Below are 14,727 nucleotides of genomic sequence, written 5' to 3' on the forward strand. Positions count from 1 at the left end.
CCTCCGCCACCGGCGCCCCGGATCCCGGCGACGGCCCCGGCAGCGTCTCGGACGGCGGCCCGGACGGCGGTGGAGACCACGACGGGGAGCACGGTGGGAATCGCGGAGGCCGCGCCCCGGAGCGCGCGTCACCGCTCCCCCGCTCGTTCGACCGGCTGCCGGTCGCCCTCGTCCTCACTCCCGCCGGGCCCGTGCTGGAGCCGGCCGGGACCGGTGTCCTGGCCGGGCTCGCCAGGATCGCGGCGGCGGTGGTGGAGGTCCGCGTCGAAGGGCTCTGGCCGCGGCTCAAGGTGTGCACCGAGAGCACCTGCCAGTGGGCGTTCGTCGACTCCTCCAAGAACCGCTCCCGATCATGGTGCTCGATGAAGGTGTGTGGAAATCGCACCAAGACCAGGGCATATCGGGCACGCCGACAGACCGGGACAGGTTCGCGTCATCTGTGAGCCAGATTCCCCGATACGGTGTAACTGCCTGTCTCCCGGGTCCACCCGCCTGATGCCCGCTCGCGTGGCACGAGACCTGCGAGGCAGCGCGTCCTGGTGGCGTACGGCAGATAAGGAGCGGGCCGAGATGGCAGACGTAGGCGTGCGGGCGGCTCGGCACGATGATGTCGACGCGGTGACGAAGACCCAGATCCGCGCCTGGCGATACGGCTACAGGGAGTTCCTGCCCGAAGGGCCGCTGGAGCAGATGACCGGCCCGGCCGCCGAGCAGATGTGGCGGCGGCAGTGGGACGAGGCGATCGTCACCCCGCCGACCTCCCTGCACCGCGTGCTGGTCGCGGTGGAGCAGGTGGTCCTGGACACCGACGCGTTCCCCGCGCTCGGCCCCGGCGGGATCGAGGCCATGGCCGCGATGCAGGGCGCGGAGCGCGTGGTGGGCCTGGCCTCCCACGCCCCGGCCGAGGACCCCGACCTCGACCCCACCGTCACGGCCGAGATGCTCTCCTTCCTGGTGGACCCCGACCACGTCCGGCGCGGCCACGGCAGCCGCCTGCTCAACGCCACGGTCGACCACCTGCGCGAGGACGGCTACCGCACCGTCGTGACCTGGGTGTTCGCCGACAACCACGCCCTGCTCGGGTTCCTGGAGTCGGCCGGCTGGGGCGAGGACGGCGCCGAGCGGGTCCTGGACATGGGCCGCCCTGTGCGGATGGTCCGCCTGGCCACCGACATCAGCTGACGGCCCCTCCGGTCACCGGCCCGTCCGGTCACCGGCACGTCCGCCGATGGCCCGCACGACCACCGGCATCAGCCAGGAAGCCGCGCGGCCTCGCCACGGCGGAAGGCCCGCGGAGCACCGCCCGGAGGCGTCCCGCCCTGCTTCCGTCGTCACGACGGGCCCGCGGAGCGCCCCGACACGTCCGAGAGGAAACCCGCCGCCATGGCCACCCCGAGCCAGTGGATCGCCGGAGCCCGTCCGCGCACCCTGCCCGCCGCCGTCGTCCCCGTCGCCGTCGGCACCGGCGTCGCCCTCGGGTACGGCGGGGCGGTGTGGTGGCGCGCCCTGCTGGCCCTGTTCGTCGCCCTCGCCCTCCAGGTGGGCGTGAACTACGCCAACGACTACAGCGACGGCGTGCGCGGCACCGACGACGAGCGGGTCGGCCCGATGCGCCTGGTCGGGTCGCGTGCCGCGTCCCCTCGTGAGGTCCTGGCGGCCGCCCTGGGCTGCTTCCTGGCCGCCGCCGCGGCCGGGCTGGTACTGGTCGTGGCCACCGGCGCGTGGTGGCTGCTGCTGGTCGGCGCGGCGTCGATCGCGGCCGCCTGGTTCTACACCGGCGGCTCCCGCCCGTACGGCTACCGCGCGCTCGGCGAGATCTCGGTCTTCGTCTTCTTCGGCCTGGTGGCCGTGGCGGGCACCACGTTCGTCCAGCTGGAGCGGCTGCCCTGGCCCGCCCTGGCCGCCGCAGTCCCGGTCGGGCTGCTGTCCTGCGCCATGCTGGTGGTCAACAACCTGCGCGACATCGTCACCGACGGCCCCGCGGGCAAGCGCACGATGGCGGTCGTCCTGGGCGACGCCCGCACCCGCACGCTCTACGCCCTCTGCCTGGTCCTGCCGCTCGTCATCTCGCTGGCGCTGGCCCCCTGGCACCCGTTCGCGGCGCTCGGCGTGCTCGCCGCCCCGCTGGCCCTCGGCCCGGTCAAGGCGGTCCGCGCGGGCGCCACCGGCCCGGCGCTGATCGCGACCCTCCAGCAGACCGGCCGCTTCCAGCTGGTCTTCGGCGTGCTGTTCACCCTCGGCCTGGCGCTCTAGGAGGAGAGGACGCGACGCATCACGACGCGGGGAGCCAGCTCGATGCCCAGCTCCCGCTCGTGTTCCACCAGGGCGGCCAGCTCGGGCCCCCACTCGGCCGGGTCCAGCACGGTGAAGCCGCGCCGGCGGTACCAGGGCCCGTTCCACGGGACGTCCCGGAACGTGGTGAGGGTGACGGCCGCCGAGCCGGCCGACGCCGCGTGCGCGCAGACGGCCTCCACCAGGCGGCCGCCGACACCCCGCCGCCCGTGGCCGGGATGGACCGCGAGCTGGTCGAGGTGGACGTTCCCGTCGACCCAGCCGAACATGGCGAACCCGACCGGCGGATGACCGGCCACCAGCACCCGGGACGGGTCTCCGGCCTCCTCGACCATCGTCGTCCCGGCCGGGAAGGTGATCCCGACCTGGGCGAACACCCCGTCGGCCGCGACCTCCACCGCCGCCAGCCCCGGCAGCTCCTCCGCCGTCGCCCAGCGGACCTCAGCCGAAGTCGAACGTGTCGCGCTCTCCATAGAAATGGAGGATATAACGGCAACTCTCACAGATCATCAGGGTTATCGGGCGGGAGGTGATGAAGACCTTCCTGCCTCCGAACCTGCCCTCGTACGGGATCTCCTCCTGCTCGAACCGCGTACCACTACAGATCGGACAGGTTAGATCAATTCGCGCCATGCCTGTCAGACGAGCGATCGGCAGCCGAGGTTCCGGCCGCAGGCCAGGGCACCCGCCCCGGTCCTGCGGACCGGGTCTCACAGGTCGAGCAGGTGCTCCAGCCCCACGGTCAGGCCCGGGACCTCGCGGACCCGGCGCACGCCGAGCAGCACCCCGGGGGTGAACGACGCCCGGTTCATGGTGTCGTGCCGGATGGTGAGGATCTCCCCGTCCCCGCCCAGCAGCACCTCCTGGTGGGCGATCAGGCCCGCCAGCCGTACGGCGTGCACGTGGACGCCGTCCACGTCGGCGCCCCGGGCGCCGTCCAGCTCGGAACTGGTCGCGTCGGGCATCGGGGCCATCCCCGCCTTGCGCCGCGCCTCGGCGACCAGCTCGGCCGTACGGCGGGCGGTGCCCGAGGGCGCGTCCGCCTTGTTGGGGTGGTGCAGCTCGACGATCTCGACGGAGTCGAAGTAGCGGGCGGCCCGCTGCGCGAAGTGCATCATCAGCACCGCGGCGATGCCGAAGTTCGGCGCGATCAGCGCGTTGACGCCGGGGTTGGCCTCCAGCCAGCCGCGGACCTGCGCCAGCCGGCCGGCGTCGAACCCGGTGGTGCCGACCACCGGGTGGACGCCGTGCTCGATGCACCAGCGCATGTTGTCCATGACCGTGTCGGGGTGGGTGAAGTCGACCACGACCTCGGCGCCGGTCAGGCCCTCGATCGGATCGCCCTTGTCGACGGCCGCGACCAGCTCCAGGTCGTCCGCCGCCTCGACGGCCCTGCACACTTCGACACCGACGCGCCCGCGGGCGCCCAGAACTCCAACCCTGATCACGGCCTCAAGGGTATACCGCCGCGGAACGACGGACGGCCCCGGCACCTGGTGCCGGGGCCGTCCGCGCGGATTGCGCCGGGTGGATCCGGCTAGGCCGAGACGGCCCAGCCGAAGTCCTTGTCCTCGTAGGGCCCGATGACCGCGAGGGTCCGGGGGCGGGTGAGGACGTCGGCGGCGACCTCGGAGATCTCCTCCGGGGTCACGGCCTCGATCCTCGCCAGCACCTCGTCGACGGAGAGCAGCTCGTCGTAGACGAGCTCGCCCTTGCCGATCCGGGACATCCGGGAGCCGGTGTCCTCCAGGCCGAGTACGAGGCCGCCGCGCATCTGGCCCTTGCCGCGGGCGATCTCCTCCTCGGAGAAGCCGTCGGCGACCACGCGCAGCAGCTCCTCCCGGCAGATCTTCAGCACCTCGTCCGTCTTGGACGGCAGGCAGCCGACGTAGACGCCGAACTGGCCGGTGTCGGCGTACTGCGAGGTGTAGCTGTACGCCGAGTAGGCCAGGCCGCGCTTCTCGCGGATCTCCTGGAACAGCCGGGACGACATGCCGCCGCCGAGCGCCGCGTTGAGCACGCCGAGCGCGAAGCGCCGCTCGTCGGTGCGGGTCAGGCCGGTCGTGCCGAGGACCAGGTTGGCCTGCTCCGTCGGACGGTGCAGCACCCGGACGCCGGAGCGGGCCGGGATGGTCTCGCCGGACACGCGCGGCGGGACCGGCTCGGCGTCGCCGCCCAGCGCCCCCGCCCGCTCGTAGGCGGCGGCGACCAGTTCCACGACCTGCTCGTGGGTGACGTTGCCCGCCACCGACACCACGGTGCACGCGGGCAGGTAGCGGTTCCGGTAGTACTCGTCGATCCGGTCCCGGCCGATGGCGTTGATCGACTCGACCGTGCCGAGGATCGGCCGTCCGATGGGCGTGTCGCCGTACATCTCGGCGGAGAACTGCTCGTGCACCACGTCCGACGGGTCGTCGTCGTGCATGGCGATCTCCTCCAGGATCACGCCGCGCTCGGCCTCGACGTCGTCGGCGGTGATCAGCGAGGAGGTCACCACGTCGGCGAGCACGTCGATCGCCACCCGCAGGTCCTCATCGAGGACCCGCGCGTAGTAGCAGGTGTACTCCTTGGCGGTGAAGGCGTTGATCTCACCGCCGATGCCCTCGATCGCCGCGGAGATCTCCAGTGCGTCCCGCGTGGGGGTTCCCTTGAACAGCAGGTGTTCGAGGAAGTGGGAGGCCCCCATGTGCTGGGGGTCCTCATCCCTCGATCCGATGCCGACCCACATGCCGACCGCGACGGAACGCACGGTCGGCATGGTCTCGGTCACCACCCGGAGCCCCCCGGGAAGAACGGTGCGCCGCACGACCCCGGCACCGCCGGAGCCGGGGTGCAGAGTGGTGGTGATCACGAGTTGCGGTCTTCTTCCCCGCGGCCCCCGCCGCCGCTCGTACGGGTGCGGGTGCGGGTGCGGCGGGGCTTGTCCTCCGCGGGCGCGGAGGCGGCGGGCCGCTCCGCGGCCGGGGCGGCGTCCGCCTCGCCCGACTCGGGCGTGCCGGCCTCGCCCTTCGCCTCGGCCTCCTTCTCGACGACCTCGACGGGGACGAGGGAGAGCTTGCCGCGGGAGTCGATCTCGGCGATCTCCACCTGGACCTTCTCGCCCACGTTCATGACGTCCTCGACGTTCTCGATGCGCTTGCCGCCGTGCAGCTTGCGGATCTGGGAGACGTGCAGCAGGCCGTCCTTGCCCGGCATGAGGGAGATGAACGCGCCGAAGGCGGCGATCTTGACGACCGTGCCCAGATAGCGCTCGCCGACCTCCGGCATGTGCGGGTTGGCGATGGCGTTGATCGCCGACCGGGCCGCCTCGGCGGAGGTGCCGTCGGTGGCGCCGATGTAGATGGTGCCGTCGTCCTCGATCGTGATCTCGGCGCCGGTGTCGTCCTGGATCTGGTTGATCATCTTGCCCTTGGGGCCGATGACCTCGCCGATCTTGTCGACCGGGACCTTGATCGTGATGATGCGCGGGGCCGTGACGTTCATCTCCGCCGGGGAGTCGATGGCCTCCTGCATCACGTCGATGATGGCCAGGCGGGCGCCCTTGGCCTGCTTCAGCGCGGCGGCCAGGACCGAGGCGGGGATGCCGTCGAGCTTGGTGTCGAGCTGCAGGGCGGTGATGACGTCCTTGGTGCCGGCGACCTTGAAGTCCATGTCGCCCATGGCGTCCTCGGCACCGAGGATGTCGGTCAGGGTGACGTACTGGTCGCCCTCGTTGATCAGGCCCATCGCGATGCCCGCGACGATGCCCTTCAGCGGGACGCCCGCGTCCAGGAGGGACATCGTGCTGGCGCAGACCGAGCCCATCGAGGTGGAGCCGTTGGAGCCGAGGGCCTCGGACACCTGGCGGATCGCGTAGGGGAACTCCTCGCGCGTCGGCAGCACCGGCAGGAGCGCCCGCTCGGCGAGCGCGCCGTGGCCGATCTCACGGCGCTTGGGCGAGCCCACGCGGCCGGTCTCGCCGGTGGAGTACGGCGGGAAGTTGTAGTTGTGCATGTAGCGCTTGGTGCGCTCGGGGTTGAGCGTGTCGATCATCTGCTCCATGCGGAGCATGTTCAGCGTGGTGATGCCCAGGATCTGGGTCTCACCGCGCTCGAACAGCGCCGAACCGTGCACCCGGGGCACCACGTGGACCTCGGCGCTGAGCTGCCGGATGTCCTTCGCGCCGCGGCCGTCGATGCGGACGCCCTCGGCGATGACCCGCTCACGCATGAGCGACTTGGTCAGCGACCGGAAGGCCGCGCCGATCTCCTTCTCACGGCCCTCGAAGTCCGGGGCGACCTTCTCGGCCGCCAGGGCCTTGATCCGGTCGAGCTCGGCCTCGCGCTCCTGCTTGCCGGCGATGGTCAGCGCGGAGGCGAGCTCGCTCTTCACCGCGGCGGTCACGGCCCCCAGGACGTCGTCCTGGTAGTCGAGGAAGAGGGGGTATTCGCGGGTCTCCTTGGCGGCGACCTTGGCGATCTTGGCCTGTGCGTCGCACAGGACCTTGATGAACCGCTTGGACGCCTCCAGGCCCTGCGCCACGGTCTCCTCGGTGGGCGCGACGGCGCCCTCGGCGACGAGCTTGAGCGTGCCGCGGGTGGACTCGGCCTCGACCATCATGATCGCGACGTCGCCGTCGTCCAGGACCCGGCCGGCGACACCATGTCGAAGGTGGCGCTCTCCAGCTCCGTGTTGGTCGGGAAGGCCACCCACTGGCCCTCGATCAGCGCGACGCGCACGCCGCCGATCGGACCGGAGAACGGCAGGCCGGCCAGCTGCGTGGACAGGGAGGCCGCGTTGATCGCGACCACGTCGTAGAGGTGCTCGGGGTGCAGCGCCATGACGGTGGCGACGACCTGGATCTCGTTGCGCAGGCCCTTGACGAAGGACGGGCGCAGCGGCCGGTCGATCAGGCGGCAGGTGAGGATGGCGTCCTCGGACGGGCGGCCCTCACGCCGGAAGAACGAGCCGGGGATGCGGCCCGCGGCGTACATGCGCTCCTCGACGTCCACCGTGAGGGGGAAGAAGTCGAGGTTCTCCTTGGGGTTCTTGGACGCGGTGGTCGCGGACAGCACCATCGTCTCGTCGTCCAGGTAGACGACGGCGGAACCCGCCGCCTGACGCGCGAGCCGGCCGGTCTCGAACCGGATGGTACGCGTGCCGAAAGAGCCGTTGTCGATGACGGCTTCGCTGCTGTGGACACCCTCCACGGGGGACCTCCTTGTGGTCGGTCGCCCGCGTCCCCCAGGCACGCGTGTCGCGCCTGGGCCTCTTTTCGCCGCCCCGTAGGTGCAGCGCCGGTCTTCGATCGAAGCGCCCGGTTCGCGTGCGGCGCGAGCCGCGATGACCGGGGGCCACTACCGAGGACCGGCCCTTCGACGCCGTGGGGCGCATTTGCTCTCGGACGCGGGGCACTTTCTCGGCTATTCAGTTTGCTCGGGTTGCTCAGTCTGCCCATGGAACCGGTGTTTCCGCGACACGACGCGCCGGGGACGGGACCATGAGGCGGGGGAGCGGCGCAGGCGCCGCTCCCCCTTCATGCTATCGGCGCAGGCCGAGCCGCTCGATGAGCGAGCGGTAACGCTGGATGTCCTTGCTCTGCAGGTACTTGAGCAGACGACGGCGACGGCCGACCAGCAGCAGCAGACCACGCTGGCTGTGGAAGTCGTGCTTGTTGCGCTTCATGTGCTCGGTGAGCTCGCTGATGCGCTTGCTGAGCAGCGCGATCTGCACCTCGGGCGAACCGGTGTCGGTCTCGCTCTTGGCGTACTCACTGATGATCTGCTTCTTGGCGTCGGTGTCGAGCGACACATCTCTCCTTGAACGTCTACGGGCACGCGCGATTTCGAGAGCCCGAGCGACCGTGCGTGCCTACAGTCGCCGTGGCGGGATCAGAGGCCGGGGGTTACGACACCACCGGTTACAGAGCTGACATGCCAGACTACCATCGGCCGTCGCCCTCTCGCACGCCCCGAGACGCCCGGCGTCCCGCCGCCGCGGATGCGGTGCGGCCGCGGGCGGGTCCCGATCTGATCCCGCTCGCACCTCGCTCAGCCCTCGGGCAGGGCTCCGGGCAGAGCCGTGAGCAGCCCTCGGACAGCCTCGGGCGGGGTCCCGGCAGGCTCAGGAGGAGGTGAAGCGGCGGGCCTCGTCGACGTCGGCGTGCATCTGCTCGATCAGCGCCTCGATCGAGTCGAACCTCTGGTTGTCGCGGAGCCGGCGGCCGAACTCCACCGCCACGTGCGCGCCGTACAGCTCCAGGTCGTCGCGGTCGAGCGCGTAGGCCTCGACGGTGCGGGCCACGCCCTCGAACGTCGGGTTGGTGCCCACGGAGATCGCCGCTGGCCAGCGCTCGCCGTCGTAGGCGGCGGGCAGGTTCCCCACCGCGATGCCCTGGAGCCAGCCCGCGTAGACCCCGTCCGGCGGGATCGCGGTGAACTCCGGCGACTCGACGTTGGCGGTGGGGAAGCCGAGCTGCCGGCCGCGCTGGTAACCGCGGACCACCACGCCCTCCACCCGGTGCGGGCGGCCCAGCGCCGCGGTGACCGTCTCCACGTCCCCCGCGGCGAGCCGCTCGCGGATCATGGTCGAGGAGATGGTCTCGCCGTCGCTGACCAGGGGGACGCCCTCGGCCTCGAAGTCGTACTTCTCACCGAGCGTCCGCAGCGTCTCGACGTCGCCGGAGGCCTTGTGGCCGAAGCGGAAGTTCTCCCCCACCACGACCCCGGCCGCGTGCAACCGGTCCACCAGCACGGTCTGCACGAACTCGTCCGGACTCATCCGGGAGAACTCCAGGGTGAAGGGGAGCACGCAGACCGCGTCGACGCCGAGCGCGCGGAGCAGCTCGGTGCGGTGCCGGGCCGTCGTCAGCCGGGGCGGGTGCGTGCCGGGGCGGACCACCTCGTCCGGGTGCGGGTCGAAGGTCACGACCACCGCGGGGAACCCGAGCCGCCCCGCCATCGCGACGGCGCGGGCCACCATCTGCTGGTGGCCGGTGTGCACCCCGTCGAAGACGCCGATCGTGATGACGGATCTGCCCCAGTCGTCGGGGACATCGTCCAGTCCGTGCCAGCTTCGCACCGCAGCCTCTTCCTTCTCGACGTCTCCCCTGCGTGAACCGCCGGGGATCGGGGGTTCCGCCCTGGCCCGAGGGACAGGTCCTCCGCCCTGAGTGTCCGGTGACGGATCGACTTCTCAAGCGTGCCATGCGCGGGGCGTTCCCACCGCATCGGGGAGGCCCTACGGCGCGGGGGATCCCCATCGGGTCCGCAGCCTGCGCGGACCCGGTCCGCCGCACCCGGCCACCGCGGTCCCGGCAGAGCCGGGCAGGACAGGGCCGGGTCACCTGATTCCGGCCGCTCCGGCCCGATGCCCGCCGACAGCCACCGGGTCGGCGGCCCGGGCGGGGGCACCCGCCTCCGGCCGCTCCGGCCCGGGTCAGCCCGCGAAGACCGCCAGGGACTTGGCGATCTTGCCGTGCTCCTCGACCAGGGCCACGAGGGCGCCGTCCGGCCCGAACACCCCGATCGGTCCCGGGCCCAGTCCCGCCGCGGGCAGCCGCCCGCCGTGCGCGACCGTGCCCGCCTCCTCCGCGGTCACGTCGCGCCGGGGGAAGGCCGCCGCGACGGCGTCGGCCATCGGCAGGATCACGCACTCCCGGCCGAGCTCCTCGATCGTGTGCGCCATCGGCAGGTCGTACGGGCCGACCCGGGTGCGGCGCAGGAAGGTCAGGTGGCCGCCGGTGCCCAGGGCCGCGCCGAGGTCCCGGGCCAGGGCCCGGATGTAGGTGCCGCTGGAGCAGCTCACCGAGACGTCGACGTCGAGCAGGTCGCCCTCCCGGCGGACGGCGGTGACCTCGAACCCGGACACCGTCACCGGGCGGGCCGCGAGCTCGACCTCCTCCCCCGCCCTGGCCATCTTGTAGGCCCGCTGCCCGTTCACCTTGATGGCGCTCACCTGCGGCGGGACCTGCATGATCCGCCCGGTCAGCGCCGCGATCCCCTTGCGGACGTCCTCCTCGGCCACGCCGCCGGCCGACGCCGTCGCGATGACCTCGCCCTCGGCGTCGTCGGTGTTGGTCGTCTGGCCCAGCCGGATCGTGCCGTCGTAGCCCTTCTCGGTCAGCGCCAGGTGGCCGAGGAGCCGGGTCGCCTTCTCCACGCCCACCACCAGAACGCCGGTGGCCATCGGGTCCAGGGTCCCGGCGTGGCCGACCCGGCGGGTGCCCGCGATGCCGCGGAGCTTGCCGACGACGTCGTGCGAGGTCCAGTCGGCGGGCTTGTCCACGATGATCAGCCCGCTCGGCGGCGGGGTTCGCTTGGCGCGAGCCGTACTCATCAGAACTCCTCGGTCGTGGAGACCTCCGCCCCGGGAGCGGGGGGAGGCCGGCGGCGCGTCCCCGGCGCGGGGACGTCCGCACGGCTTTCCAGGGACGCCGCTACAGCAGCGCGCGGAGACCGGCGATGGTCTCCTCGACGGGCAGACGCGAGGTGAAACCCGCGGCCCTGGCGTGCCCGCCGCCGCCCAGCGCGGAGCAGACGCGGGCGACGTCCACGCCGCCCCGGGAGCGGGTGGAGACCTGCCAGACGCCGTCGTCGTCCTCCTTGAGGACGACGGCCACCTCCGCCTCGCCGCGCGCGACCACGTCGATGATCCCCTCCACCTCGTCGTACGGCAGGCCGTACGGGGCCCGGTCCGCCCGGGTGACGAACGTCCACACCAGGCCTCCGCCCACCTCCGGCTCCATCGTCACCCGCCCGAGGGCGGTGCCCAGCACCTTCAGGTAACCGAATGGCGAGCTGTCCCACAGCCGCCGGGCGATCTCCTCGGTGTCCAGTCCGGCGGCCACCATCCGGGCGGCCATCTCGTGGGCCGCCGGGGTGGTCGAGGAGTGCCGGAAGGAACCGGTGTCGGTGACCAGGCCGACGTACAGACAGGTGGCGATGGCCTGGTCGATCGGCAGGCCGAGCCGGTGCAGCAGCCGCTCGACGAGCGCGGTGGTGGACGCGGCGGCGGGGTCGATCAGGTTGAGCGTGCCGAAGCCGGGGTTGGACGGGTGGTGGTCCACCACGATCAGCTCCCCGGCCCTGCTCGCGCTCTCCGCCAGCGTGCCCAGCCGGTCCACGGTGGAGACGTCGAAGGTGACCATCAGCTCCGGGGCCGCGGGGTAGCCGGCGGGCTCGACCAGGAGGTCCTGGCCGGGCAGGAAGCGCAGCAGCCGGGGGACCGCGAAGCGGCGGTCTCCGAAGGAGGCCGTCACCCGCTTGCCCGCCGCGCGCAGCGCCGCGCCGACCGCCAGCATCGATCCGAGGGCGTCGCCGTCCGGCGACACGTGACAGGCCAGGGCGACCTCGCCGGCGGACGAGATCAGTTCGACGGCCCGGTCCCAGTCCGCGTCCGGTACCGGACTCCCGGGACCGCCGTCACGCACGCCGGCATCACCGCGCACCGCCTCGGCGGATGCCGTCTCACCGTGTGCCGTGCCGGCCGGCGCGTCACCGCGCACCGCCGCACCGGCGGTCACCCCGGTCGACGCGCCGTCCGCCGCCATCTCGCCGGGTGTCACGTCGCCGGACGTCCGGCGCGGTCCGGCGCTCCGCCCGCGCTCCCGCCGGGCTCCCCGCCCTCGGCACCCTCGGCGTCCTCATCGTCTTCGAGGGCCTCATCGCCCTCGTCCCTGGGCCGCCGGTACGGGTCGGCCTCGCCGGCGTGCCGGGCCTTCTCCCGCTTCCTGGCGATCTCCTCGTCCCTGGCCCTGGCCTCGGCGAAGAGGTCGTCCAGGTGGCGGGCACTGTCCGGGAGCGGGTCGTGGGTGAACGTCAGCGTCGGCGTGTGGCGCAGACCGGTCTGGCGGCCCACCTCCGAGCGGATGAGCCCCTTGGCGCTCTCCAGCGCCGCCGCGGAGTCGGCCCGCTCGGCCTCGGATCCGAAGACGGTGTAGAACACCGTGGCCTCGCCGAGGTCCGCGGTGATCCGGGCGTCGGTCACGGTCACGAAGCCGAGTCGCGGGTCCTTGATCCGGCGCTCCAGCATCTCCGCCACCACCTGCTGGATACGGTCAGCGATCTTGCGCGCGCGTGCGGCGTCCATCGTCGCTCCCCCTTCTCACAGAGACGACCGGGCACGAAGGCGTCTTCGCGACCGGTCCTCTGCGTCTGCTAGTCCTCGTCCTCGTTGTAGAGCCGCTGCCGCGCCGACAGCAGCTCGATCTCCGGGCGGCCGGCGACCAGGCGCTCGCAGTCGTCCAGCACGGCGCCGCAGTTGGCGGCGGTGGCGGAGACGACCGCGATCCCGATCTCCGTACGGCGGTGCAGGTCCAGGTGGCCGGTCTCGGCGACCGCCACGGCCGGGAACTTCTTCTGCACCTCGGCGATGATGGGACGCACCACGGAGCGCTTCTGCTTCAGCGAGTGAACGTCGCCGAGCAGGATGTCCAACGTCAGGGCACCTACGTACATGTCAGGTTCACCGCGCATGCTCACTCCCTGCCCCGCGCCGGTGCGGCGGTGCGCACCGCGCGGGGAGGGGGCGAAGCGTCAGGCGCGCGGCTTCTCCCGCATCTCGAACGTCTCGATGACGTCGTCGATCTTGATGTCGCTGTAGCCGACACCGATACCGCACTCGTAGCCGTCGCGGACCTCGGTCGCGTCGTCCTTGAACCGGCGCAGCGAGGAGACGGTGAGGTTGTCGGAGATGACGACGCCACCGCGGATGATCCGCGCCTTGCTGTTTCGGACGATCGTGCCCGAACGGACCAGCGCACCGGCGATGTTGCCGATCTTCGGCACCTTGAAGACCTCGCGGACTTCGGCGGTGCCCATCTGGACCTCTTCGAACTCGGGCTTGAGCATGCCCTTGAGGGCCGCCTCGATCTCCTCGATCGCCTGGTAGATGACCGAGTAGTAGCGGATGTCGACGCCCTCGCGCTCGGCCAGGTCGCGCGCCCGCACCTCGGGACGCACGTTGAAACCGATGATGACGGCGTTGTCGTCGGCCACGGCCAGGTTGACGTCGTACTCGGTGATGGCGCCGACCGCGCGGTGGAGCACCCGCAGGCGCACCTCCTCGCCGACGTCGATCTTGAGCAGGGCGTCCTCGAGGGCCTCGACCGAACCGGAGACGTCACCCTTGATGATGAGCTTGAGCTCGTCGACCTGGCCCTTCTCCATCTCGCTGAAGAGCTCTTCGAGGGTGCGGCGGCGGCCGGACTTGGCCATGTCCGCGATGCGCTTGCGCGCCGCCCGCTGCTGGGCGATCTGGCGCGCCATCCGGTCGTCGGTGACCACGATGAAGTTGTCACCGGCGCCGGGCACCGCGGTCAGGCCGAGGACCAGCACCGGACGCGACGGGTCGGCCTCTTCGATCGACTCGCCGTTGTCGTCCAGCATCGCCCGGACGCGGCCGAAAGCCTCGCCGCAGACGATCGAGTCACCGACGCGGAGCGTGCCGCGCTGGACCAGCACGGTCGCGACCGGACCGCGGCCCTTGTCGAGGTGGGCCTCGATGGCGACGCCCTGGGCGTCCATCGTCGGGTTCGCCCGCAGGTCGAGCTCGGCGTCCGCGGTGAGCAGGACCGCCTCGAGCAGGCTCTCGATGCCGATGTCGTTCTTGGCGGAGATGTCCACGAACATCGTGGTGCCGCCGTACTCCTCGGCGACGAGGCCGTACTCGGTGAGCTGGGCGCGCACCTTGCTCGGGTCCGCACCCTCCTTGTCGATCTTGTTGACCGCGACCACGATCGGCACGTCGGCCGCCTGGGCGTGGTTCAGCGCCTCGATGGTCTGCGGCTTCACACCGTCGTCGGCCGCGACCACCAGGATGGCGATGTCGGTGACCTTGGCACCGCGGGCGCGCATGGCGGTGAACGCCTCGTGACCCGGGGTGTCGATGAAGGTGATCCGCCGCTGCTCGCCCTCGTGCTCGGTGCCGATCTGGTAGGCGCCGATGTGCTGGGTGATGCCGCCGGCCTCGCGCGCCACCACGTTGGTCTTGCGGATGGCGTCGAGCAGCCTGGTCTTACCGTGGTCGACGTGACCCATGACGGTCACGACCGGCGGACGGGCGACCAGGTCGGCGTCGTCGCCCTCGTCCTCGCCGAACTCGATGTCGAAGGACTCGAGAAGCTCGCGGTCCTCCTCCTCCGGGCTCACGACGAGCAGGTTGTAGTCCAGCTCGGCGGCGAGGAGCTGCAGCGTCTCCTCGTTGACCGACTGCGTCGCGGTCACCATCTCGCCGAGGTGCAGCATGATCTGCACCAGCGACGCGGGGTTCGCGCCGATCTTGTCCGCGAAGTCCGCCAGGGACGCGCCGCGCGACAGGCGGATCGTCTGACCGCCGCCGCGGGGAGCCTGCACGCCGCCGATCGCCGGCGCCTGCATGTTGTCGAACTCCTGGCGCCTCTGGCGCTTGGACTTGCGGCCGCGGGCCGGGCGTCCGCCCGGGCACGGCCGGAAGGCG

Annotated in this window: 13 protein-coding genes and 1 pseudogene; 3 read left to right on the forward strand and 11 right to left on the reverse strand. The window is 71.9% G+C overall.

What is annotated here, in order from left to right:
- The 3 genes from ACWJ6R_RS15455 to ACWJ6R_RS15465 form a co-directional block, all read left to right on the forward strand.
- The coding region (locus ACWJ6R_RS15455) for a CGNR zinc finger domain-containing protein (RefSeq protein ID WP_449062885.1) at positions 1–443 on the forward strand (443 nt) is incomplete at its 5' end.
- 127 nt (positions 444–570) lie between these two features.
- Positions 571–1,182: an N-acetyltransferase family protein gene (locus tag ACWJ6R_RS15460; RefSeq protein WP_449062886.1), complete on the forward strand. Its 612-nt coding sequence runs from the start codon at positions 571–573 to the stop codon at positions 1,180–1,182.
- Between the two features lie 201 nt (positions 1,183–1,383).
- Complete coding sequence (locus tag ACWJ6R_RS15465; protein ID WP_449062887.1) at positions 1,384–2,253, forward strand: 1,4-dihydroxy-2-naphthoate polyprenyltransferase; 870 nt, start codon at positions 1,384–1,386, stop codon at positions 2,251–2,253.
- Here the strand turns inward: ACWJ6R_RS15465 and ACWJ6R_RS15470 are convergent.
- From ACWJ6R_RS15470 to infB, 11 genes and pseudogenes are all read right to left on the reverse strand, one after another.
- Positions 2,250–2,765 (reverse strand): GNAT family N-acetyltransferase, encoded by a 516-nt coding sequence (locus ACWJ6R_RS15470; protein WP_449062888.1) that lies wholly within the window; start codon positions 2,763–2,765, stop codon positions 2,250–2,252. The two genes, ACWJ6R_RS15465 and ACWJ6R_RS15470, sit on opposite strands and share 4 nt — an antisense overlap.
- Positions 2,766–3,002: 237 nt before the next feature.
- Positions 3,003–3,740, reverse strand: a complete 738-nt coding sequence (dapB, locus tag ACWJ6R_RS15475) for a 4-hydroxy-tetrahydrodipicolinate reductase (RefSeq protein WP_449062889.1) — start codon at positions 3,738–3,740, stop codon at positions 3,003–3,005.
- Positions 3,741–3,829: 89 nt separating this feature from the next.
- Entirely contained in the window at positions 3,830–5,140 is a 1,311-nt protein-coding gene (locus ACWJ6R_RS15480; RefSeq protein WP_449062895.1) for a M16 family metallopeptidase, read from the reverse strand.
- Positions 5,140–7,481, reverse strand: a pseudogene (locus tag ACWJ6R_RS15485) (polyribonucleotide nucleotidyltransferase). The gene ACWJ6R_RS15480 and the pseudogene ACWJ6R_RS15485 overlap by 1 nt, the downstream one beginning before the upstream one ends.
- A 331-nt stretch (positions 7,482–7,812) precedes the next feature.
- The gene (rpsO, locus tag ACWJ6R_RS15490; protein WP_068896989.1) at positions 7,813–8,082 is read right to left on the reverse strand and encodes a 30S ribosomal protein S15; all 270 of its coding nucleotides are present in this window, start codon (positions 8,080–8,082) and stop codon (positions 7,813–7,815) included.
- Between the two features lie 312 nt (positions 8,083–8,394).
- Positions 8,395–9,351: a bifunctional riboflavin kinase/FAD synthetase gene (locus tag ACWJ6R_RS15495; RefSeq protein ID WP_449062890.1), complete on the reverse strand. Its 957-nt coding sequence runs from the start codon at positions 9,349–9,351 to the stop codon at positions 8,395–8,397.
- A 357-nt stretch (positions 9,352–9,708) separates the two neighbouring features.
- Positions 9,709–10,608 (reverse strand): tRNA pseudouridine(55) synthase TruB, encoded by a 900-nt coding sequence (gene truB, locus ACWJ6R_RS15500; protein WP_449062891.1) that lies wholly within the window; start codon positions 10,606–10,608, stop codon positions 9,709–9,711.
- A 100-nt stretch (positions 10,609–10,708) separates the two neighbouring features.
- Positions 10,709–11,836, reverse strand: a complete 1,128-nt coding sequence (locus ACWJ6R_RS15505; protein WP_449062892.1) for a DHH family phosphoesterase — start codon at positions 11,834–11,836, stop codon at positions 10,709–10,711.
- On the reverse strand, positions 11,833–12,360 hold the full coding sequence (gene rbfA, locus ACWJ6R_RS15510; protein ID WP_449062893.1) for a 30S ribosome-binding factor RbfA: 528 nt from the start codon (positions 12,358–12,360) through the stop codon (positions 11,833–11,835). The genes ACWJ6R_RS15505 and rbfA overlap by 4 nt, the downstream gene beginning before the upstream one ends.
- Positions 12,361–12,428: 68 nt before the next feature.
- Entirely contained in the window at positions 12,429–12,728 is a 300-nt protein-coding gene (locus ACWJ6R_RS15515) for a DUF503 domain-containing protein (RefSeq protein ID WP_068897117.1), read from the reverse strand.
- A 78-nt stretch (positions 12,729–12,806) separates the two neighbouring features.
- Positions 12,807–14,727 (reverse strand): translation initiation factor IF-2 (infB, locus tag ACWJ6R_RS15520; RefSeq protein ID WP_449062894.1); only part of this gene is annotated, 1,921 nt, incomplete at its 5' end.

The sequence above is a fragment of the Planomonospora algeriensis genome (genome assembly GCF_977012225.1).

Bases quoted from the DNA above. Each gene is read 5' to 3' on its own strand.
- ACWJ6R_RS15460 (WP_449062886.1), top strand. From the start codon at position 571: ATGGCAGACGTAGGCGTGCGGGCGGCTCGGCACGATGATGTCGACGCG.
- ACWJ6R_RS15465 (WP_449062887.1), top strand. From the start codon at position 1,384: ATGGCCACCCCGAGCCAGTGGATCGCCGGAGCCCGTCCGCGCACCCTG.
- ACWJ6R_RS15470 (WP_449062888.1), bottom strand. From the start codon at position 2,765: ATGGAGAGCGCGACACGTTCGACTTCGGCTGAGGTCCGCTGGGCGACG.
- truB (WP_449062891.1), bottom strand. From the start codon at position 10,608: ATGAGTACGGCTCGCGCCAAGCGAACCCCGCCGCCGAGCGGGCTGATC.
- rbfA (WP_449062893.1), bottom strand. From the start codon at position 12,360: ATGGACGCCGCACGCGCGCGCAAGATCGCTGACCGTATCCAGCAGGTG.
- ACWJ6R_RS15515 (WP_068897117.1), bottom strand. From the start codon at position 12,728: ATGTACGTAGGTGCCCTGACGTTGGACATCCTGCTCGGCGACGTTCAC.